Source organism: Actinoplanes sp. NPDC051470, from assembly GCF_040682035.1.
GTDB lineage: Bacteria > Actinomycetota > Actinomycetes > Mycobacteriales > Micromonosporaceae > Actinoplanes.
The window spans coordinates 1-20,656 of record NZ_JBFBAA010000030.1 but is presented as its reverse complement, the minus strand read 5'-3'; the positions used below and the strand labels follow the sequence as shown (position 1 = coordinate 20,656).

Genomic DNA, 20,656 nt, shown 5'->3' with positions numbered 1-20,656 from the left:
GATGCGGCGCGCCTGCCGCCATTCAGGCAACCCTTGCCCACGGTCGGCCACCCGAGCGCTATCCCGTCGTCGGCGATGCCGGTCTCGGCGGCGACGCGTCCGTGCGCACCAGTGCGGTGGCGTCGCGTGGAACCCGCTACGGGCGGGGGAACATGAGCCTGCTGTGCAGGGCCGGGCTGCCGCCGTCGCCGTCGGTGACCACCGTGTAGAGCCAGCTGTCGTCGGTGGACCAGGCCAGGCCGCGCGGCGCGACGTCGTTGGCCGCGGTCTCGCGGGTGCCCAGCTCCTGGGTCCACTCCGGCTCGGTGCCGCCCTCGATGTAGCCGAAGAGGTCGGTGTCGTCGCCGCGCGGGCTCCACGAGCCGAGCGCCAGGCGGCCCCCTGGCGCCACCGCGACGGCCGTGGGGTACGGGCCCGTGAGATAGGTCCGGATCTCGGCCAGGCCGAAGATGGACAGCTCGGGGTGGAACTGTGCCCCGGTGGCCAGGACGATGTCGGCGGCGCCCGCGGTCACCGCGAGGTCGCTCACGATGCCGCGGATGCGGGCCTCGCAGGGGCCGGGGCCCCAGCACATCGGGTCGGGAGCGCCGCTGGTGATGTCGAGGACCCGCAGCTCCGAGCTGCTCAGGTCACGGGCGGCGACGATAAGGCGCACACCCCAGCCCTCGCGCTCGAAGACCGTCAGCAGCGGGGCGCCCTGGGCGGTCGGAAGTCTGGTGACGTACGTGGTGATCGCGCCGGTCTTGAGGTCGAGCGCACTGACGCTGCCGTCGGAGCCCTCGGCGCACGAGGAGGCGAACCACAGCTTGCCCACGGCGGTCACGACGTCGCCGGGGCACGCCCGGCCGACCGGGTAGCGCCGCAGCTCCCGCCGGGTAGCGGTGTTGATCGCCGAGATGGCGTGGGCACCGCTCAGCGCGGCGTACACGCGGCGGCCGTCGGCGCTGGTCGCCAGGCCGGACACGCCGGTCTGGCCGTTGATCGTCCGCACCAGGTTGCCGGTCTGGTCGGCGACCACGATCCGGTCGCCGCCGGCCACGTAGAGTTCGTGGCGGAGAGGAACGACCAAAATGTCCGCGTGATCCGGCAGCGGCAGGGGCGTGACCGTGTACGTCGCCGCGGACGCCGGGGCCGCTCCCGTCAGGATCCCCACTGTCGACAGCGTCGCTGCCAGAACCGTGTGTGTGATCGCTCGAAGCCGCATGTGCGCTTCCCTTCGACGTCGTTCTTCCCCGCTGCTTGACGTTTGGGGTCCGGCCAAAGCACCGACCGCCATCCTAAATGGAGCCGTACGTCGCCGCTGCCCTGTCAGGATGTCCCACGGGTTTTCCGGTCTGGACACCACGTAGAGGCCCCAGCTCCAAGAGTGACCGATCCGGCTGTGAACCGGAGCGCTGGTTGGCCGTACGGCCGGGTCACTCACCGGGATGACCGGGGGAAACATGCGGGGCGTCAGGAGGACCACCGCCGACTGACCGCGGAACGCGGCTGAGGCTCGGAAATTGGTCGAGATCCATTTCTGGACCCGGTTGGCCCGACGGCCCTACGATCGCAGACGCCCTGTGCTCCGGAAAGGAGCTGCGGATCATGCCGATCGCTTTCGCCCGCCGCGCATGGCGGCGCCATGTCGCGATTCTGGTCGTTCTCGGGGTCGTCGGGGCCGGATGCGAGTCCGGTGGTTCGGCGACCGCGGAGGGCCAGGCGGCGGATCGTTCCGCCGATGCCGCTGTGTCGGTCGCGGGCGTCTGCCCCGGCACGGTGGTCATCCAGACCAACTGGTGGCCACAGGCCGAGTACGGCGGCCTGTACCGGCTGCTGGGCCGGGACGTGCGGATCGACACGAGCAAGAAGCTGGTCTCGGCGCCTCTGGTGGCGAGCGGCGCCGATACCGGCGTGCGGATCGAGATCCGATCCGGTGGTCCGGCGAACAATTTCACGCCGGCCTCGAAGCTTCTGTACGTCGACCGAAGTGTCACCCTCGCCGGCTCGGACCTGGATCAAGCGGCCCAGTTCAGCAAGGAGTCTCCGGTCACGGCGGTATTTGCCCCGATGGATCTCTCGCCGTTGGTTCTCATGTGGGATCCGCAGACCTATCCGGCCGTCAAGACGATAGCCGACGTCGGGCGGGCCGGCGCCCGGGTGCTGACCTTCCAGGGATCCACCTATGTCGACTACCTGACCGGCGCGGGGATTCTGCGCAAGTCTCAGGTGGAGGGCTCGTACGACGGTACGCCGGCCCGGTTCGTGGCGGAGAAGGGCAAGGTCGTCCAGCAGGGATACCTGACCAATGAGGTCTACGCGTACGAGCAGGAGATCTCGCAGTGGAAGAAGAAGGTGGGGTGGGCCTTGGTCAATGACGCGGGATATCCCAACTACCCCGAAGCGCTCACCGTCCGGCAGGGTCGTAGGACGGAGTTGGCGTCTTGTCTGGAGAAGTTGGTGCCGATCCTCCAGATGGCGACCGTCGGCTACGTCGCCGATCCCAAGCCCACCAACGACCTTCTCGTACGGCTCGCCGACGAATACGGCGCCTATCCGTACAGCGCCGCCCGGGCCGCCCACGCGGTCACGGCGATGAAGGACAACCGCCTTCTCGGCAACGGTGCGAACGCCACGATCGGTGACTTCGAACGGGAACGGGTGCAACGCATCGTTGACGTCGTCACGCCGATCTTCGCCGGACAGCGGCAACCGGTGAAGGACGGGCTGTCAGCCGACGATCTGTTCACCAACGAGTTCATCGATACCACGGTCAGTCTGCCGTAGGAGCCGCCGTCATGTCGCCAGCATCAGTACCGCTGTTCAACCCGATCGCCGAGCTGTACGAGCGGTACGCCGAGATCAACGACGCGATCTACCGGCCGCACATCGCCCGCGCGCTTCCGGCTGCCGGTGCCCGCGCGGTGGACCTGGGGTGCGGCTCCGAGCGGTTCACCGGATTGCTGGCTGAGCGCTGCGGGCAGGTCCTGGCCGTCGACATCGCCGAACGGGAGGTGGCGATCGCCCGGGCCGAACGGGCCCGCCCGAACATCGAGTACCGCGTCGGCAGCCTGCTCGACGTCTCGCCGGACCGGGACGGCCGGTTCGACATCGTGCTTTCGGTCAACACACTCTTCCACCTGTTCGCGGAGCACGACGCCGATGCCGTGCTCAAGCATGTGCGGTCACTGGTCGCACCGGGCGGCGCGGCGGTGATCGTGGACATCGTCACGCCCGGCCCACGAGCCGTGCCGGTCCACCGCTGGTGGGGCTTCACCGATGCCGTACGCACCCTGGTCCGGCGGCGGTCGTTCGGCGACGCGTGGACGGTCTTCCGGTTGCGCCAGCACCCGGTGTGGATGCGCCATGTCCGGAGGAACCAGCCGTTGACCCGGCCCCACTTCCACAGCCGGTACGCCGCGCTGTTCGCCGGGGCCGTGTTCATCGACACCATCGACCCGTTCGTCTGTGCCGTGGTCTGGCGCGACCCGGAGCACCGCTGATCAGGCTCAGGATCCACCCGGGCGAGCCGACTCGTGCCACCCGCCGACCACCCATCGGGCCAGGAACCCGAAACCCCAGAACACACTCAGACCGAACAGCGAGGGCAGGATCACGGCGGCGAAGAGCTGCTCCGATTGCAGCCGCTGACGGTACAGCTCGATCAGGATGCCGATGCCCGGCTGGCCCTGCTTGAAGAAGTTCAATGGCGACTTCGGTTTCGTCCGGGCCCACGCCTGTCGTATCGTTCGGGGCAACCACATCCGTCGGCCGATCCCCATCGCCCCGACCGATGAGGGAGTTCTGCCATGGACGTGCACACCGACGAGAGCGCCGCCGCCAACGGCGCCTCCGTCTTCGAGGTGAAGCCACCCGAGCTGCCCACCTGGGAAGCGCCGTCGCCCGCCGTGCCCGCGGTGGTCCCGCCGCCCGCGCCGATCGCCGAGCCACCGGCCGAGCGTCCCGCGCAGCTGGGCTGGCGCGGCCGGGCCAACCGGGTCACCGGCGGCCTGCTCAGCCTGTCGGCCGGCCGCGACGAGATCAACGACCGGTCGGCCCGCAAGCGCCTGCTGCGCCCGTTCAGCCGCACCATGACCGTGGTCGTGGCCAACCCCAAGGGCGGCGCCGCCAAGACCCCGACGTCGCTGCTCGCGGCGGCGACCCTCGGCTTCCACCGTGGCGGCTACACGCTGGCCTGGGACAACAACGAGACCCGGGGCACCCTCGGCATGCGCGCCGAGGAGGCCACCCACCACCAGACGGTCATCGACCTGCTGCACGACATCGAGGAGTTCCTGTCCACCTCGGCCAGCGTCGGCCGGCTCTCCGGCTACCTGCGCCCGCAGAGCGCCCGCTTCGACGTGCTCGCCTCCGACGACCAGCCCGGCAGCATGGTGATCGTCGACGACAACGCGTTCGGCAAGCTGTGGACCGCGCTGTCCCGCTACTACCGGCTCCTGGTCGTCGACACCGGCAACAACGTCCGGGCCCCGAACTGGGTGGCCGCGACCGACCTGGCCGACTGCCTGGTCGTGCCGACCACCGTCCAGCAGGACGTGGCCGAGAGCGGCCTGTGGATGCTCGACCACCTCGCCCGCAGCGGCTACGCCGAACTGGCGGCCAACGCGGTGGCCGTCGTGTCGTGCGCCGACCCCAGGACCGACCAGAAACTGCTGGCCGACATCGTGGAGCGCTACCGGGCGGTGGTGCGCGACGTCGTGGTCATCCCCTTCGACCCCTACGTACGCTGCGGCGGCCGCATCGAGTACCACAACCTTGACGACGCGACCCGCCGCGCCTGGCTGCTCGCCTGCACCTCGATCATCGACTCCCTGGGCATCCGCGACCAGTGACCGGCGGCTGTCACAGCCCGGCCGCGCGCGGTGTCCTGTGGTCGTCCAGGGAGACGAACACGAGGGAGAACGACGTCATGGAACCCCGTTTCGACATTTTCGGCAGTGCGCTCGGTATGAAGTTCGCGAAGCGGTTCGCCAACGCCGGCCAGGTGGTCCAGCAGTCGTCGCTGCCGGCCGGCCTGCAGGAGCTGATCTCGCTGCGGGCCAGCCAGATCAACGGCTGCGGCTGGTGCGTCGACATGCACACCAAGGAGGCAGTGGCCGCAGGGGAGAGCCCCGTCCGGCTGAACCTGGTCGCCACCTGGCGGGAGTCGACCGTGTTCACCGAGGCCGAACAGGCGGCGCTCGCCCTGGCCGAGGAGGGCACCCGCCTGGCCGACGCCGCCACCGGCGTGTCCGACGAGACCTGGGCGCAGGTGCGCAAGCACTACGACGACGACCAGGTGGCGGCGCTGGTGTGCGGGGTGGCGCTGATCAACGCGGCCAACCGGCTGGCGGTCATCGTGCACCAGAAGGGCGGCTCGTACGAGCCCGGGATGTTCGCCGCGGTCCTGGCGAGCTAGCCCTCAGCCGACGGTGGCCGTCGCCCGTTCGCGGGCGGCGGCCACCCGGCGCAGGGACTCGCGGACCGCGTCGTCGGAGCGGCCGTCCCGGTCGGACAGCTCGCGCAGGAGCACCAGCGACGGCTGGTCGGCGGGCCCGTCCACGGCGAGCACCCGGAACCGGGTTCCGGCCCCGAACTCAACCGTGCGGTCGTCGCGCCGCTGTCCGGCGACCGTCCAGACCAGCACGGCCGCGTCGGCGGGGGCGACATCCGGGTTGGCCGCGCGGGCCGGGCCTTCGGTGGCCAGCGTCCGGCCGGCCGCCCACGAGCCGGCCGGCGGCAACCAGGCCGCGCTGAGCGCGGTTCCCGCCAACTCCCGCTGCCGCCCGTCCGGGTCGTCGGCCGGTTCCGTGGGTTCGACGGCGGCCAGGCGGACGGCCTCGAGCGGGATCGCCGGCGCCGGTAAGGTCTGGACCGGGACGGGCCCGGCCTTCAGCGCGTCGCCCGGGCTGGGCGCGTGGTGGACCGTGGTCGGCGGAGGGTTCACCGGCGAGGCGGGGGCCGGGGTGGGAGCGGCTGAGGCCGGGACGCGCGGCGTGATCAGCGGGTACTCGCCGGTGCCGAGCTGCTCGGCCGCCGGCAGGACGGCCAGCTCACCGTCGCCCACCGTCACCAGCAGCGGGCCGTAGGTCTCGGTCAGCGAACGCCACCCGGCGGCCCGGCCGTCGACCGGCGGGCTCGTCACCACCAGCCGCAGCCCGGGCAGCAGCGGCGCCAGCGCGGCCACCCGGCCGGGCAGCGTCACGATGTCGGCCTGGGCGGCCGACCCCAGCACCAGCAACGGACGTGCGTCCGCCGGCACCCGGCGGGCCGCCTCCAGCTCAGGGTCGTGGTCACCCCGCAGCCAGAGCCCGGCCCGGACGACTTCCACGGTCAGCCCGCCGAACCCGGCCGCTCCACCGGTGTCGGATGGCAGGCGGCTGTTCACCAGCTCGGGCGCGGCCGCGGCCCGGTAGCGGAACCGTGTGCCCCACGGCTGCCAGCCCCGGTGACCGGAGGCGTCCACCGTGGTGAGCGCGGGCGCGCCGTCGGCCCCGGTGTCCGGCACCCCGGCCAGCACCTCGATCGTGCCGCCGTCGCGGGACGCCAGCCGTTCGGCCACCCGGTGCAGGCGGGCGCTGTCCGGGCCGTAGGGCACGAGCAGCAGCAGCAGGCGGCGGCGGACGGTCTTCGGCAGGGCGTCGAGGCCGGCGGCGTCGTCCAGGGGTGCGCCGGGGTGGCCGACCACCACGGTCGGCTGGTCGGGGTCGACCGGGATGGCCAGCACCGCCGGCGGCAGCACCGGGCCGGCGCCGCCGTGCAGCCAGGCGCCCGACGGCGTGGCCGCGAAGCCGACGGTTTCCGGGAGGTCCCACGACGGCGACGGGTGGCGCGGCCCCTGCCGTATCGGCGGGCGGCCGGGCCGGTAGACGTTCCACCCGCCGCCGGACACGAACACCCGCCCACCGGGCAACAGCATCACCGCCCCGCTGGGCGCGATCACCTCGATCCGCAGCCGGTCCGAGAGCGGCCTCGCGACGTCGGGCCGGCCCGAGTGGGACAGCACGAGGCGGATCGACTCGCAGCCCACCGGCAGCCGCTCGGCGAGAAGGGTGGCCAGCTCGGCCACCGCCAGCGGCGGGTCGGCGGCGACGATGACGGTGTGCCGCCCGGGCTCGCGGGGGAGCGCGGTGACCACCGCCTCGGGCGGCCCGTCGACGCCCCGCAGGACGACGGTCGTCTGTGGATGACCCAGGACACGCACGGCGGACCGAATCGGCACGCCACCATCCTGGCCGATCCGGCCGGGAGACGGAAGCCGGGGCTCAGAAGGGCGGCGGAGCCGGGGCCATCGGCTGCGGGCCGACGGACCGCAGGTAGTGCTGGAACTCCGCCTTGGCCGCGACGATCTGCCGGAGGAAGTCAGCCCCATGATCACAAATCTTTTTCGCTGGAAGCTACGGGCGCAGAGGTCCCTGGCCACCGCCCAGGCAGCTACGACACCGTGATCGACCGGTTCCCGTGCAGAGCGGCCGCCGCCGCACCCACCAGATAAGTCACCGACCATCCGTAAGTTACTCGCCGGCTACTACGCAATGGCATGGCCGCGCTCGCGGGAATCGGTGCGGCCGAGGCGGTGGACGCGGTGTCGTTCCCGGCGCGGGCGGTGGTCTTGCTCGACGCCCAGCGACTCCTATGACATCCCGACCACCCCGCGTTGGCACAACGCCGGCATGGCCTGGCCGGCGACGCCGTCCCGGCCGCCGCCCAGGGCGCATCGAGGGCCACTGAGGATGCCGTGGCCCTGGCCACCGCCCTGCCACGACCACGACAACCCGATATCCGCCTTGGCCGCGGCGGAGGAGACGGTCGCCGCGAGCGCCCGCCTAGGATCCCAGTAAAGGCCACGCTGGACGCCGACCACCCGCACCCCTTATTTACCAGGGTCTCAGCGTGGTGGACTCAGCCCTCGAGAATCGCACGCAGCCAGGACTCCGACGTATTGACATGCAAGAGCGCGGCCGATTGCGCAAGGAATGGATCGCGGGCTTGCAGGGCGTCGTGGATCGCCTGATGCTCGTCGATGGTGGCTTCGGTGACGTTACCCAGCACCAGGCCTCGCCAAATCCGCGCGCGGACCGTCTTGCCCGACAGGCCGTCCAGCAGTGACGTCAGTGTCTCATTTCCGGCCGACACGACGACGGCGTGGTGAAACGCCACATCGGCTTGGATGAGCATCTCCGGGTCGGAAGCGGCGTCACGCATGTCTTGCAGCGCGCCGGCCAGAACTTCGAGCTGCTTGTCGGAGATGCGCCGGGCCGCCAGCCCGGTTGCCGCGGGTTCGAGCAGGCGGCGGACCTCCATGACTTCGAGCAGGGTGTCACGCTGCAGCAGTTCCACGGCGAAGCCGATGCCCTCGAGCAGGAGCTTCGGCTCCAGGCTGGTGACGTAGGTGCCGTCGCCGCGGCGTACATCAAGCACGCGTGCCGATTCGAGGACCTTCACCGCTTCCCGTACGCCGCTGCGCGAGATCCCGATCTGGGCGGCCAACTGGTTCTCCGGCGGGAGGCGGGCGCCCGGCGGCAGTTCGCCCGACTGGATCATGTTCCGGAGCTTGGTGATCGCCTCGTCGGTCAAGGCCATGAATTCTCCTCGTCGCGAGGTGGACGCTGGACTTTAACAGACATCTAATGTCTGCCCCTCGTATTCGCATTTGTGGGGAAGACGCGCTGGTCTCGTGGTCCGGAAACATCAGATGTCCGCGGGCGGAACTTCCTTCCGGCCGACGTTCAGCGCAGGCGGAAGCGCACGACCACCGGTGTCCCGGCGGTGTTCTCGGGGTTCTGTACGCGGATACCTCCGCTGACCGCCTGAGCGGTGACGGGGGTGCCGTCGGGCAGCGCCGCGGACTGCTCGTCGACGGCGTCGGCCCGGCACGGTAGATCGGCCGATGTCCGGGTATCGACGATGCCGTACAGGAAACCGCCGCCCTGAGTCCAGCGCATCCACGGTTCCTCCGCCGGACTCGCGATGGCGGTGTCGACCGGTGCGGCGGCGTGCACGGCGGCCGCATTGACCGCCATCCAGGTGGCGATGCCCTCCAGGCAGCTCCGCTGCATCTCGGGGATCCGGCCGGCCGCGTCAGGGCCGACGTTGAGGAGCAGGTTGCCGCCGCGGGAGACGACGTCGACCAGTTCCTTGATGGCCCCCGGAGCGTCGAGATAGTGACGGGAGTCCTCCAACTCGTTGTACCCGAACGAATATCCGATACCGCGGCAGCTCTGCCACATCCCGTGACCTTGGACCTCGAGGCCCTGCTGGTATTCACTGGTACGGAAGTCCCAGTGGGTCAGCCCCCACCGGTCATTGACCACTCCGTCCGGCGTCGTCTTGTAGAACCGGTCGAGCACGTTGGCGAAGCTGATCGGTCCCTGCGGCACGCCGGCCGCGGGGTAGCCGATGTCGCCCCACAACACGTCCGGGGCGTACCGGTCGATGAGGTCCATGGCGTGTCGGTAGACGTATCCGGCGTACTCCTCGCCGCCGGGCACGAAGAAGCTGTCGCCATCGTCCACGATGGGTGGTGTGGGTGCGGCGTGCCAGTCGAGGCCGCATGAGTAGTAGACGCCGAATCGCAGACCGGCGTCGCGGGTCGCGGCGGCGAGGTCGCCGATCAGGTCACGCCGAGGCCCGCGGTGCACTGTGTCCCGTGCGCTCGTGCCCGGTGCGTCCCACAGGGCGATGCCGTCGTGATGCTTGGTCGTCGGGATGACGAAGCCGGCGCCGCACCGGCGAAAGAGCGCCGCCATGTCCGCGGGATCGAAGGACTCGGCCGACCAGGCGTCCAAGAAGTCATCGTAGGGCGCACCGCCATAGATCTCGCGATGGTGCTGTTGCGCCGGCGACCCGTCGATCCGGATGGTGTTGTAGTACCACTCGGCATAGGGGTTGTGGGCGAACCAGTAGCTCTTCTCGATCGTGCCCAGCTCGCCGATCGGCTCGGCCCACGCCGGCACCGAGTAGGCGCCCCAGTGGATGAAGATGCCGAGCCCGGACTCCTTGAACCAAGCCGGGGTAGGCCGGACGAACCGTTGATAGAGCTCCGGGCGGACGGCATCGGCGGCGAACATGGCCACGACTCCTTCACAGGCTTTCAGTACGGCCGGCAACGGTACGGATCAGGGCGTTGCGGTAGCCGACGCGGGCGGCTGGTCGGCACGCCACGTCGCGCCGTCGGGAAAGACGTAGTCCTGCAGCGTCTGGGGGCGCATCTGCGCGGAGTACCCGGGATCCAACGGCGCCAGGTAGCGGCCCTTTTCCACCACGACTGGGCTCAGGAAGTGATCGTGCAGATGGTCGACATACTCGATTGTCCGGTCGTCGGTCGTCCCGGAGACGGCGACGAGATCGAACATGGCCAGGTGCTGCACCAGCTCGCAGAGCCCGACGCCGCCGGCGTGTGGGCATACCGGCACCTCGAAGACAGCGGCCAGGAGCAGGATCGCGATGTTCTCGTTGACGCCGGCCACCCGGGTGGCGTCGATCTGCACCACGTCGACCGAGCCTGCCTGCAGCATCTGCTTGAAGACGATGCGATTCTGGACGTGCTCACCGGTTGCTATCCGGATCGGCGCCACCTCACGGCGGATCGTGGCGTGCCCGAGGATCTCGTCGGGGCTGGTGGGCTCCTCCACCCACCACGGCGCCCACGGGGCCAACGCTTTGATCCAGGTGATCGCTTCGCTGACACCCCACCGCTGGTTCGCGTCGATCGCGATCCGGATGTCCGGGCCCACGGTCTCCCTCGCGAGGCGCATCCGGCGGATGTCGGCGGCCAGATCGCCACCCACTTTGAGCTTGATCTGACTGAAGCCTTCGGCGACCGCCTCCTCGGCCAACCGCGCCATCTTCTCGTCGGCATAGCCGAGCCATCCCGGTGTGGTGGTGTAGGCGGGATAACCGGATCGCAGCAGATTCTGGCGCCGAGCCTCGCGTCCCGGCTCTGCTCGGCGCAGGATTTCCAGTGCCTGCTCACGGGTCATGGCGTCGTCCAGGTAGCGGAAGTCGACGAGGTCGACGAGTTGCTCCGGCGTCATGCGCGACAGCAGGTCCCACAGGGGCAGGCCGGCGCGTTTGGCGCGTAGATCCCACAGCGCGTTGACCACAGCGGAGATGGCCATGTGCATCACGCCCTTCTCCGGGCCGAGCCAGCGCAACTGGCTGTCGTCCACAAAGGAGCGGGCGGTGGCGCCCATGTTCGCGAGAGCTGTGTCGACGTCGAGGCCCAACACGTGCTCGGCCAGCGAGTTGATCGCTGCGACCTGTACGTCGTTGCCGCGTCCGATGGTGAAGGCGAACCCGTGACCCTCGAGACCGTCGGCGGCGTCGGTTCCGATGACGAGGTAGGCCGCCGAATAGTCGGGGTCCGGGTTCATCGCGTCCGATCCGTCCAGGGTGTGCGAGGTCGGGAAACGGACATCATGGGTAACAAATGATTCGAAGCGACTCATTGTGCGGCTCCCAGCGTCCCGTCAATGGCTGCGAGTCCGCCCAGCAGGTGCGGCATCTTGTCCGCCGCCTGCAGGTGTTGCTCGTCCACTCGGACTCCGGTCCGAACGATCCTCAGACATCAGATGTATGTCAAGTCCGCCATGAGGGCGTCGACCCTTCGAGCGGCCCTGTCAAGGGAAGAAACCCGGGATGTTGTTACGAGCTGATTAAGAAACGTTGACATCTTTCCGCCTCCTCTGCCAAGGTGGCGATAGAGACATCAGATGTCTGATGGTGTTGCATTCGGGTGCGGCCGCGGCCGCGCCGAGGTCGTGCCGGGCGCCGGCGGGACCCCTGTGAATCGCGAACGTGCCGCACTTTTTCCTCTCGCTTTGCTTCTCGCCGACGAACCGCCGTCGGCCAGAACCACGACCCCTCCGGAAGGAGCGGCATGCGAACATCCCGTCTGACCTCAATTGTCTCGATCGCTCTGGCTACGGTTCTCATCGCCGGTTGCGGCGGCGGAGATTCCGGGTCGTCCGAGTCCGGCGACAAGGGCGTCACCTTGAACTGGTTCATGTGGTCCGGTTCGGATGTGGAGAAGAACGCCTGGCTGCACATCGCCGACATGGTCACCCAGAAGTATCCGGACATCAAGATCAGGTTTGAGACCGCGCCGTTCAATGACTTCTGGACGAAGCTGACGACGCAGGCGGCCAGCGGCAACGCCCCGTGCGTGATCGGTCTGCAGGGCCAGCGAGCTCCGCAGTTCGGCAATCTGCTGGTGCCGTTGGACGACTACATGAGCAAAGCCGGCATCAAGGCGGCGGATTACGTGCCGAGCATCACCACGGGCCTGCAGTACAAAGGCAAACAGGTCGCCCTTCCGTACGATGTGGGTCCGTTCGTGATGTTCTACAACAAGGACGCCTTCAAAGCCGCCGGGCTCAAGGAGCCTGCGATGGGCTGGACCACCGACGAGTTCATGAGCGACGCGAAGGCGCTGACGAAGGCACCGAAGTACGGGTTCTGGGCGCAGAGCGACATCGGTCAACTCCTGCCGTGGGTGTTGAGCGCTTCCGGCAAGTCGGCGCTCAACGCCGAGGGAAAGCTCGACGTCGACACCCCGGAGTGGCACACGGCCGCGCAGTGGTACACCGATCTGGTCAGCAAGGACAAGGTCTCCGCGCAGATTCCGAGCGCGAACTCCTCATCCTCGACCGCCAACCAGTTCCTGGCCGGCAACGCCTACATGTCGCTGGACGGCCCCTGGGACCTGATCAACGCCCGTGAGCAGGCCAAGTTCAAGGTCGGGATCGCCCCGATGCCGGCCGGCGCGAGCGGCTCCAAGACGTGGTCCGACGGATCCGGGTTCGGCGTCACGAGGGACTGCAAGAACCCCGACCAGGCATTCAAAGCCGTCAGCGTGATGGTCGGGGCGGATGCCGAGAACTATCTCGGCAAACTCGGGCGGGCCTACCCGGCCCTCATCTCCACCCAGAACTCCTGGTACGAGGGGAACAACACGCAGGACGTCAAGCCCGTCATGGACTACTCGCTGACGAACTCAATCCCCTACACCACGATCCCGAAATGGCAGCAGGCCGTGACCGCCTTCTCCAAGCAGGCTGTGGCCACGTACAACGGCCAGGGCTCGGTCAACGATCTTCTGAGCCAGACCCAGGCACAAGGTGGTTCATGACCTCATCCGACGCGGATGCCGGCCCCCGGCCGGCATCCGCGTACCTCGGACAGGAGAACATCTATGGCCATACTTCCGGTCGACGTCACTGAAGTCGCCAGCACCCCGGGCGGGCGGAAACGGGGCGACGGCCGGGTCGCCGTTGGTTTTCTGGCCCCCAGCATGCTCGGTCTGCTCGCGTTCACGGCGTTCCCCATCGTCGCGTCGCTGCTGCTCGGATTCTTCGACTGGCCGGTGATCGGCGATCACGCATTTACCGGGACGCAGAACTACGAGTCCCTGTTGCACAGCTCGGAGTTCAAGACGGCGATCATCAACACGGTCGTCTTCGTCATTCTGTACGTCCCGCTCAACATCGTGATCTCCCTCGGCCTCGCGGTCTGGATCGGTCCGAAGATCCGGCCGCGTGGCCTCTACCGCACGATCTTCTTCATCCCGGTCGTGACGCCGGTCGTCGCCAACGCGGCGATCTTCTCGCTCATTCTGTCGCCGAACGGGTTGATCGACTCGCTGTCGCTGACATGGTTCGGTGTACAGGCGCCGAACTTCCTCGGCTCGACGACCTGGGCCATGCCGGCTGTCGTCCTGCTGTCGATCTGGCAGGGCTTCGGATACAACATGCTGGTCTTCTCGGCGGCTCTCGACGCCGTTCCGGCCAGCCTCACCGAGGCCGCGACCATCGACGGGGCCAGTCCATCCGCCCGGTTCTTCCGGATCGTGCTGCCGCTGATCACGCCGTCGATCTTCTTCGCCGTCGTGCTCACGCTGATCTCGTCGTTCCAGGTCTTCACCCAGGCCTATGTGCTCACCGGCGGCGGCCCGGGCAACGCCACCACCACGATGGTGCTCTACCTGTACGAGCAGGGCTTCCGGTTCTTCAATCTGGGGCTGGCGTCGGCAATCGCCTGGGTTCTGTTCCTGATCATCTTGATCATCACCATCGTCCAGTTCATCGGGCAGAAGAGGTGGGTGCACTATGACCAGTGATACCTCCAGCGCCATCGGGACTCATCCGCCCGAGCCGGCGGTGTCCGCTCCTACGCCGGTGATCCGGCGATCCCGGGCCGCGGTGCTGCGCGCGGTCCTTTCTCAGACGCTGCTTTCGCTGGTCGCCCTGCTGTTCCTATCGCCAATCATCTGGATGGTGCTGTCCGCGCTCAAGCCGAGTGCCGAGGTCTTCACCGTCCCGCCCAAGCTCTTCGGCTCGCGCATCATGTTCAGCAACTTCCCGGAGGCATGGAACTACCTGCCGTTCGGCCGGTTCATCATCAACACCGTCTTCGTAGCATCCGTTGGCACAGCCATCACGCTGGTCGCCTCGGCACTGTCCGGGTACGCCTTCGCCCGGCTCAACTTCCGCTTCCGCGGCGGCCTGTTCGTGCTGTACCTGAGCACTCTGATCGTGCCTCAGGAGGTCATCGTGATCCCGATGTTCCTGGTGATGAAGGAGATCGGCTGGGTCAACTCGTACCAGGCACTGATCCTGCCGTGGGCGTTCACCGCGTTCGGCACGTTCCTGCTACGTCAGTTCTTCCTCACCGTACCCAAGGAACTGGAGGAGGCCGCCAAGCTGGACGGGTGCGGGCATCTCCGCATCCTGAGCCGGATCTTCGTCCCCGTCGCCGCCCCGGCGTTCGCCGTGCTCGCGGTGTTCACGTTCATCGGCTACTGGAACAGCTTCCTGTGGCCGTTGATCACCGTCAGCGACACCAGCCGGATGACCGTGCCGCTGGGCCTGCAGCTCTTCCTCGGCCAGCAGGGCCAACGGTGGGAGCTGCTCATGGCGGCCTCCACCATCGCGATGGTGCCCACCGTGGCCCTGGTCCTCGCGCTGCAGAAGTACCTAGTCAGGGGCATCATGCTGTCCGGTTTGGGCGGGCGCTGATCCCTTCAGTTGTGGAGCCAACGGCCCCGCGGCCGCGGTTCCGGGTGTGCGAGCGTGATCCGCAGGGCGAGGCCGGGCGCCGACGCCGGGCCGGCGGGCAGTTCGACCTCCAGGGCGGCGTCCGTACGCCGGAAGGTCAGCGGCTTTCCGTCGCCGAGCAGCGCCACCTCGCGCACACCCGGCACCACCACGCCGGACGCCTGCCCCAGGGCGGTGATGCGAACCAGGCCGTCCTCGGGCCAGGCCGTGCTCATCGCGTACACATAGGTCTCGTCGGGGTAGACGTGTTGGGTGAAACGGAAGTCGCGGGACGTCAGCTGCAGTGGCGAAGCGTCAGTGAAGGAGCCTTCCGGGACCGTGGTCGGGCCCTCGCCCGGCACCACCCAGGGCGAAGTGCCGTATATCGCTTCGCCGTTGACATTCAGCCAGTCGCCGACGCCCTCAAGCAGCTCCCGCTCGGGTGGAGCCACGGTGCCGTCGGGCTTCGGGCCGATGTTGAGCAGCAGGCATCCGTTCTTGGCGACGACGTCGATCAGCTCAGCGACGATGTCCCGTACCGACTTGTAGTCGTGCCCGTCGATCCAGCCCCACGAATTGCGAGACACTGACGTGTCGTTCTGCCACGGTTCCTCGCGGATTCCGGCGAATCCGCCTCGCTCGACGTCGAACACCGCCGTCCCGGGCCTGAACGCACTGTGCTTGTACTGTATGACGACCTCGCGTCCCCACGCGGCCGCCCGGTTGTAGTAGTAGGCGGCGAGCTTGCGCAGGTACGGCTCGAATCCGGGAGTCTCGATCCACCAGTCGAACCACAGGACCTGGGGCCGGTAGCGGTCGATGATCTCCGCCGTGCGGAGCAGCCAGTCCTCGAGGAAGGCCTCGTTCGGGCTGGTCTCCTCCCGCTGGGCCGGCCCGTAGAGGTCGGCGAGCTCCGGATCGAGAACGTCCGAGTCGAACCTGGCGCCGCCGTTGAAGTAGAACCAGTGCTCGGCGCGGTGTGAGGACGCCCCCGGAACGAGCCACTGGCGGCCCAGCTCGGAGACGAGCTCACCGTAGGCATCCCGGCGCGGGCCGACGAGCGGGGCCTTCCACCGGGTACGGGGCTCGTCATACATCGCGAAGCCATCGTGGTGTTCCGCGACCGGCACCACGAACTGCGCGCCGGCCCGCCGGAACAGGGCGGCCATATCGCGCGCGTCGAAGCGGTCCATGGTGAACCGCGGGATGAAGTCCTTGTACCCGAACTCAGCCTGGGGCCCGTACGTGGCGACGTGGTGCTCGAAGTCGGGTGTCCCTTGGCGGTACATGTTCCGCGGATACCACTCGGATCGGAATGCCGGCACGGAGTAGACGCCCCAATGCACGAAGATGCCGAATTTCGCCTCCCGGAACCATCGTGGCACCCGGTACGCCGCCAGAGATTCCCACGTGTCGTCGTACGGGCCGGCGTCGATGGTGGCCCGGATCTCGGCCAGCCCGACTGCGTTCTCGCGGGCGATCTCGGCCGGGATCCAGCCATCGTCGGCCGCGTGCCGCTCGGCGTCACCCACGAGCGTCCTCCTGCTCCGTGCCGGTATCTGCCCCCGGCGGGCGAAACGATTCGCTCTACCATGTCGAGGCTAGGCAGTGTTGGTCGACGATGTCAACGAGCCTGCATGGTGAAACGTTTCGTCAATCTCCGTGATCCACGCTGCTGTGGGCGCGTGGAGCCGCTAGGCTGCGGACGGGTCGGCGCGGCAGGCAAAGAAGGGCTCGGGTGGCAACGTACAAGGATCTTCGGGCGCGCACCGGACTCTCGCTCGCCACGATCTCGAAGTACTACAACGGCGGCAATGTTCTCGAGGAGAACCGCGTCGCGATCGAACGAGCGGCGCTCGGCCTTGGATATCGGGTCAACGGGTTCGCCCGCAGTCTGCGCACGAAGAAGTCCCGCACCATCGGAGTCCTGCTGCCCAAGCTCGACAACGAGTTCCACCTCACGGTGATCGCGGGCGCCGAAGCGGCGCTGCGCCTGCACGGGATCAGCGTTCTCGTGTGCGCCGGCAGCGATACCCCGGGGGCGGCGGTCGAGTTCCTGCTCAGCAAGATGGTGGACGGCATCATCGCCGTACCGACCGAGCATGACCGCGACGCTCTGCAAACGGCGGTGAGCCGCGGCGTTCCGCTCGTGCTGGTCGACCGCCTCCTCGATGGCCTGGCGTCGGACGCCGTCGTGCTCGACAACGAGCTGGCCGCCCGGCAGGCCGTCGAGCACCTCGCCGCTGCGGGACACATCCGCATCGCGGCACTGGTGGGAGACCAGAAGTCGTGGACGATGCGCAAGCGCCGAAGTGGATTTCTCGCCGCGATGAGCCACGCCGGCCTAGCCGCGCATCCGAACGAGGTCATCGCGGGTCCGCTGACGGTCGCCGCCGGCCGCGCTGAAGTCAACCGGCTGCTCGTCGCGCCGTCGCGCCCCTCGGCGGTGGTCTGTTTCAACTACGAACTGACCGTCGGCGCGCTCATCGCGATCAACGAGCACGGGATCGCCGTACCGGAGGAACTGTCCGTCGTCGGCTTCGACAGCGTCGAACTCGCCCAGGTCACTCGGCCACGACTGTCGATGATCACGCAGCCGACGGCGCAGATCGCGGCCCAGGCGGCCGCCCTCATCTACGCCCGCCTGTCGGTTGATCCATCCCCGCGGATGCACACGGTGGTAACGCTCGCCAGCGAGTTCGTACCAGGAGGATCGGTCGGGCCACCCGGCGAGTAAGTTCCGCGGTCCTGCCGCTGAAGCTCTGGCAGCCTCGCTGGTTCGACGGGGTCGCGCTGGTCGTGGGATCGACGGCGCCGGATCTCGCCTACGTGCTGGACGGCTCGGGATTGCCGGTCTGGCCGTTCTCACACCAGGTGCTCGGGCTGGTCGGCTGGTGCCTGCCGCTGACGCTGGTCCTCGGGTGGCTGATCCGCCGTGCCGCCCCGGCGCTGGCGGTTCATCTGCCGCAGGCCGGCCCGTTCGCGCTGCGCGACTACGGCGCGCTCGGCGGGGTACGACACCGGTGGCCGCTCACCGTCGTTTCGGCACCGCTGGGTGCGGCCAGTCACCTGCTGCTCGACCAGCTCGAGCTGCGGGTGCCGTGGACCGAGTACGCGATGCACGTCGTGGGTGCCGTGGTCTTACTGGTGCTGGCCATCCGGATCGGCCGTCGGCGGCTGATCCGCCGGTGGCATGGCGCGCCACCGCCCCGGTCTCGGCGGCCCGGGCTGTTCTGGGGTGTCGCCGGCGCGGTGGCGCTGCCGCTGATCGCGGTGACCCCGTTCCTGCCGGGCGCGTCGCTCTACCACACCACGGGCGCGCGGCTGCTGTGTGCGGTCGGCGCCGGCCTGCTCATCGCCTCGGGCGCGGTTACGGCGGCGAGCCGGCGGCGCAGACTAGTGCTTGCCGGTTCAAGCAGGCGTTCGGCCACCGTCGCGCCGCATCCGTGCAGCACCCAGCGGGGGTGCCGCCGCCGCGCTGCACTATCCGTCGCTGCATCCGACCTCCCTACCGACAGCGGTTGGGGGTCTTCTCAGTGCACTCATCTGCCGCAGACCGATCGTTACGCAGAGTGGCTGGGGATCAAGGAGGTGCTGCGATGACGTGCCGATATCAGCCCAGGCGTACACCGGTATTCCGTGAGAATTCCGCAGCAAAGTCAGCGCGGCGCACAGCGCGGCGCTCGGCGATTCATCGCCTGGGAGGTCTCACGGGGTGTACAACGGCACGTCCTTGCTTAGACGCCTTGGTTCGGCAGCACTGCAATGGCGCACCAGAGCTCTGTTCCACTGACTTCGAGCGCACTACCGCGCGGACGGCGGCCCGGCTCGATGCTCGATCCCGAACCAGGTGCGCAGCGTGTCGATGGACACCGTGGTCTGGCTCGGGATGGCGTCGGTCAGGCAGCGGTCGGTCAACGTCGGCCAGAGCCGCCAACCCGGCCCGCTAGCCACCTTCATGAGCGTCGCCGTCAGCGCCCGGCCGAGCGATCGGTACTCGGGCAACGCCGTCGCGACGTCCTCCTCGAACGTCCGGATCGACCCGGCCACGACGGCCGGATCCTGGACCCCTGGCACCATGGCGTATGACAGCAGCAGCCCCCAGGTCAGCAACGGTCGCGCCGCATCATCGTGGCGCCAGGCGCCGGGCTCGTGCAGCCGGCACCACGCCAGGAAGCGGACCGTGTTCTCGGTCACCTCAGGACCCAGCTCCAGCGCCGACTCGATCAGCTGGGCCAGTTTCGCGGCCGGCACGTGCGTGTCGTCCGCCCGCACGAGCACCAAGCAGCAGAACAGTCGCGCGACCTGCCCGCGCTCGCCAGCCCATTCCGGTCGGAGTTGCTTCCCGTTCAGCGGCTCATGGCTCGCGAGCTCCAGCACCTCGGCCGGATTCCACGGCAGTTCCTGCGGCACCTGGTTGACGACCAGCAGCTCCTCGATGCCCCGCCGGTGCTCCTCAACCTGCTTGCCGTGGTCCAGGAGAGCTATTTCGCGCACGATCGAGGCGTTCAACCGGGTACGCACCCAGTCCCTCAGCGGCAGCTCCGCCGGCCGCAGGCCATCCAGCAGCCGGGCAAGTTCCGCGCTGGGTCGCATCACCGGTTGGACCACACGTGCGGCGGAATGGCCTCGAGGATGTCGATGAGCAGGTCGAACCGGCTCAGAACCGTCGCCGGACCGTAGGTGCCGGGCCACCAGCACACCAGGTCGTCGCCGCGGATCCACCAGGCCACCCGGTCCCGGCGCAGCAGCAGCTCCATCATCCCGGGATCGATGACGTCGTAGGCGAACTTCGGCTCGGCCGCGTGCACGGCGAAGGCGTGGTCGAACTCCTCGTCCGCGAATCTGAGGGCGGGGAAGCCAACGCCCCTCGCGACCCGGTACATGAACGTCGTAGGGTCGACGGTGAGGTCCGGCAGCGGCGCGGGGAGGCGCACCGTGCACACCGCGAACCGACGGGTCTTCGTGGTGGGGTAGCCCTCGGAGTCTCCGCTGGGCTCCTCGTACGAGTACTGGAAAGCCAGGATGGAGCGTCCACGGTAGGCGCCGGTGAGCACGTCCCGGGCCTGCCGATCCTCGCCGCGCCCGAACGGGTACTCGGGCCAGCGGCTGACGAGCGAGGGGTCGTGCTGCTGCGGCTGCCAGCCACGTTCGGCGGCGAACGCGGTGAGTGCGGCCCAGCGCCGCCGCGGGGCGTGGACCCGGTAGCCGACGACCGCGCTGATCACGACGAGCCCGAGCAGTAACCAGCCCAACGTGGCGAGGGCTTCTCCGGCGAGGCGCGGCATCGGGTGAGCGTAGCGCCGAGCACTGTCGAGCGGTCGGCCCGGCTCCGGGCGGTGGTGTGCCGGCAGCTCCGTAAGGGCTGGTCCCAGGCGTCGATCGCGAGCCGGTTACCGGCGGACTACCCCGAGGATCAGACTTGCCGGGTGTCTCACGAGGCGATCTACCAGTGGGTGTACGCCCAGCCGGTGTCCACGAACGGCTGCACTCTTCTGCCGCGATCCGCGCGCTACGCAGCGTTACGGCGATCCGCCGGGTCGGCTTACGGACATGCCGATGATAGTGCGGTGAGATACACGCGAAAATGGTTACCGACCGGCAGATTGTTTGTCTTCGCTCTCTGTTGTCCACCCCCAGCC

General features: G+C 68.6%; 18 protein-coding genes. 9 read left to right on the top strand and 9 right to left on the bottom strand.

Annotation, left to right across the window (positions count from 1 at the left end; translation table 11 throughout):
* Positions 1–136: 136 nt before the first annotated feature.
* A complete protein-coding gene (locus tag AB0M54_RS37255; RefSeq protein ID WP_364476589.1) occupies positions 137–1,153 on the bottom strand; it encodes a hypothetical protein in 1,017 nt (338 codons plus the stop codon).
* Positions 1,154–1,587: 434 nt separating this feature from the next.
* Here AB0M54_RS37255 and AB0M54_RS37250 point away from each other — a divergent pair, with 434 nt between their 5' ends.
* Both AB0M54_RS37250 and AB0M54_RS37245 read left to right on the top strand, forming a co-directional pair.
* Positions 1,588–2,766 (top strand): hypothetical protein, encoded by a 1,179-nt coding sequence (locus AB0M54_RS37250; RefSeq protein WP_364476587.1) that lies wholly within the window; start codon positions 1,588–1,590, stop codon positions 2,764–2,766.
* Positions 2,767–2,777: 11 nt separating this feature from the next.
* Complete coding sequence (locus tag AB0M54_RS37245) at positions 2,778–3,482, top strand: class I SAM-dependent methyltransferase (RefSeq protein ID WP_364476585.1); 705 nt, start codon at positions 2,778–2,780, stop codon at positions 3,480–3,482.
* Positions 3,483–3,488: 6 nt separating this feature from the next.
* On the opposite strand, the gene AB0M54_RS37240 is transcribed toward AB0M54_RS37245, so the two are convergent.
* Positions 3,489–3,686 (bottom strand): hypothetical protein, encoded by a 198-nt coding sequence (locus tag AB0M54_RS37240; protein ID WP_364476583.1) that lies wholly within the window; start codon positions 3,684–3,686, stop codon positions 3,489–3,491.
* 102 nt (positions 3,687–3,788) lie between these two features.
* On the opposite strand from AB0M54_RS37240, the gene AB0M54_RS37235 reads away from it, so the two are divergent.
* A complete protein-coding gene (locus AB0M54_RS37235; RefSeq protein ID WP_364476581.1) occupies positions 3,789–4,832 on the top strand; it encodes a cobalamin biosynthesis protein CobQ in 1,044 nt (347 codons plus the stop codon).
* Between the two features lie 77 nt (positions 4,833–4,909).
* Positions 4,910–5,398, top strand: coding sequence for a carboxymuconolactone decarboxylase family protein (locus AB0M54_RS37230; protein ID WP_364333124.1), 489 nt, complete (start codon positions 4,910–4,912; stop codon positions 5,396–5,398).
* 3 nt (positions 5,399–5,401) lie between these two features.
* Here the strand turns inward: AB0M54_RS37230 and AB0M54_RS37225 are convergent, their stop codons facing one another.
* From AB0M54_RS37225 to AB0M54_RS37210, 4 genes are all read right to left on the bottom strand, one after another.
* Positions 5,402–7,201 carry a hypothetical protein gene (locus AB0M54_RS37225; RefSeq protein ID WP_364476579.1) on the bottom strand — a complete coding sequence of 600 codons (1,800 nt, stop codon included), beginning with the start codon at positions 7,199–7,201 and terminating at the stop codon, positions 5,402–5,404.
* A gap of 680 nt (positions 7,202–7,881) precedes the next feature.
* Positions 7,882–8,562 carry a FadR/GntR family transcriptional regulator gene (locus AB0M54_RS37220; RefSeq protein ID WP_364333130.1) on the bottom strand — a complete coding sequence of 227 codons (681 nt, stop codon included), beginning with the start codon at positions 8,560–8,562 and terminating at the stop codon, positions 7,882–7,884.
* A 146-nt stretch (positions 8,563–8,708) separates the two neighbouring features.
* Positions 8,709–10,049 (bottom strand): alpha-L-fucosidase, encoded by a 1,341-nt coding sequence (locus AB0M54_RS37215; RefSeq protein WP_364333133.1) that lies wholly within the window; start codon positions 10,047–10,049, stop codon positions 8,709–8,711.
* Positions 10,050–10,097: 48 nt separating this feature from the next.
* The gene (locus tag AB0M54_RS37210; protein ID WP_364333136.1) at positions 10,098–11,429 is read right to left on the bottom strand and encodes an enolase C-terminal domain-like protein; all 1,332 of its coding nucleotides are present in this window, start codon (positions 11,427–11,429) and stop codon (positions 10,098–10,100) included.
* A 431-nt stretch (positions 11,430–11,860) separates the two neighbouring features.
* Here AB0M54_RS37210 and AB0M54_RS37205 point away from each other — a divergent pair, with 431 nt between their 5' ends.
* The 3 genes from AB0M54_RS37205 (at position 11,861) to AB0M54_RS37195 (ending at position 14,996) form a co-directional block, all read left to right on the top strand.
* Positions 11,861–13,111, top strand: coding sequence for a sugar ABC transporter substrate-binding protein (locus AB0M54_RS37205; RefSeq protein WP_364333139.1), 1,251 nt, complete (start codon positions 11,861–11,863; stop codon positions 13,109–13,111).
* 63 nt (positions 13,112–13,174) lie between these two features.
* A complete protein-coding gene (locus AB0M54_RS37200) occupies positions 13,175–14,098 on the top strand; it encodes a sugar ABC transporter permease (RefSeq protein ID WP_364333142.1) in 924 nt (307 codons plus the stop codon).
* Complete coding sequence (locus AB0M54_RS37195; RefSeq protein WP_364333145.1) at positions 14,088–14,996, top strand: carbohydrate ABC transporter permease; 909 nt, start codon at positions 14,088–14,090, stop codon at positions 14,994–14,996. Before AB0M54_RS37200 ends, AB0M54_RS37195 begins: the two co-directional genes overlap by 11 nt.
* A 5-nt stretch (positions 14,997–15,001) precedes the next feature.
* On the opposite strand, the gene AB0M54_RS37190 is transcribed toward AB0M54_RS37195, so the two are convergent.
* Positions 15,002–16,546, bottom strand: a complete 1,545-nt coding sequence (locus AB0M54_RS37190; protein WP_364333148.1) for an alpha-L-fucosidase — start codon at positions 16,544–16,546, stop codon at positions 15,002–15,004.
* Between the two features lie 206 nt (positions 16,547–16,752).
* Between AB0M54_RS37190 and AB0M54_RS37185 the strand changes: the two genes are divergently transcribed.
* The gene (locus AB0M54_RS37185; protein WP_364476577.1) at positions 16,753–17,751 is read left to right on the top strand and encodes a LacI family DNA-binding transcriptional regulator; all 999 of its coding nucleotides are present in this window, start codon (positions 16,753–16,755) and stop codon (positions 17,749–17,751) included.
* Positions 17,673–18,617: a DUF4184 family protein gene (locus tag AB0M54_RS37180; RefSeq protein WP_364476719.1), complete on the top strand. Its 945-nt coding sequence runs from the start codon at positions 17,673–17,675 to the stop codon at positions 18,615–18,617. Before AB0M54_RS37185 ends, AB0M54_RS37180 begins: the two co-directional genes overlap by 79 nt.
* A 201-nt stretch (positions 18,618–18,818) precedes the next feature.
* Here the strand turns inward: AB0M54_RS37180 and AB0M54_RS37175 are convergent, their stop codons facing one another.
* Both AB0M54_RS37175 and AB0M54_RS37170 read right to left on the bottom strand, forming a co-directional pair.
* A complete protein-coding gene (locus AB0M54_RS37175; protein ID WP_364476575.1) occupies positions 18,819–19,613 on the bottom strand; it encodes a hypothetical protein in 795 nt (264 codons plus the stop codon).
* On the bottom strand, positions 19,610–20,302 hold the full coding sequence (locus tag AB0M54_RS37170) for a hypothetical protein (protein WP_364476573.1): 693 nt from the start codon (positions 20,300–20,302) through the stop codon (positions 19,610–19,612). The genes AB0M54_RS37175 and AB0M54_RS37170 overlap by 4 nt, the downstream gene beginning before the upstream one ends.
* Positions 20,303–20,656: the final 354 nt, after the last annotated feature.

Excerpts from the sequence above, each read along its gene's own strand:
- AB0M54_RS37205 (WP_364333139.1), top strand. The coding sequence starts at position 11,861 with ATGCGAACATCCCGTCTGACCTCAATTGTCTCGATCGCTCTGGCTACG.
- AB0M54_RS37220 (WP_364333130.1), bottom strand. The coding sequence starts at position 8,562 with ATGGCCTTGACCGACGAGGCGATCACCAAGCTCCGGAACATGATCCAG.
- AB0M54_RS37170 (WP_364476573.1), bottom strand. The coding sequence starts at position 20,302 with ATGCCGCGCCTCGCCGGAGAAGCCCTCGCCACGTTGGGCTGGTTACTG.
- AB0M54_RS37210 (WP_364333136.1), bottom strand. The coding sequence starts at position 11,429 with ATGAGTCGCTTCGAATCATTTGTTACCCATGATGTCCGTTTCCCGACC.
- AB0M54_RS37245 (WP_364476585.1), top strand. The coding sequence starts at position 2,778 with ATGTCGCCAGCATCAGTACCGCTGTTCAACCCGATCGCCGAGCTGTAC.
- AB0M54_RS37250 (WP_364476587.1), top strand. The coding sequence starts at position 1,588 with ATGCCGATCGCTTTCGCCCGCCGCGCATGGCGGCGCCATGTCGCGATT.
- AB0M54_RS37215 (WP_364333133.1), bottom strand. The coding sequence starts at position 10,049 with ATGTTCGCCGCCGATGCCGTCCGCCCGGAGCTCTATCAACGGTTCGTC.
- AB0M54_RS37195 (WP_364333145.1), top strand. The coding sequence starts at position 14,088 with ATGACCAGTGATACCTCCAGCGCCATCGGGACTCATCCGCCCGAGCCG.
- AB0M54_RS37230 (WP_364333124.1), top strand. The coding sequence starts at position 4,910 with ATGGAACCCCGTTTCGACATTTTCGGCAGTGCGCTCGGTATGAAGTTC.
- AB0M54_RS37235 (WP_364476581.1), top strand. The coding sequence starts at position 3,789 with ATGGACGTGCACACCGACGAGAGCGCCGCCGCCAACGGCGCCTCCGTC.
- AB0M54_RS37200 (WP_364333142.1), top strand. The coding sequence starts at position 13,175 with ATGGCCATACTTCCGGTCGACGTCACTGAAGTCGCCAGCACCCCGGGC.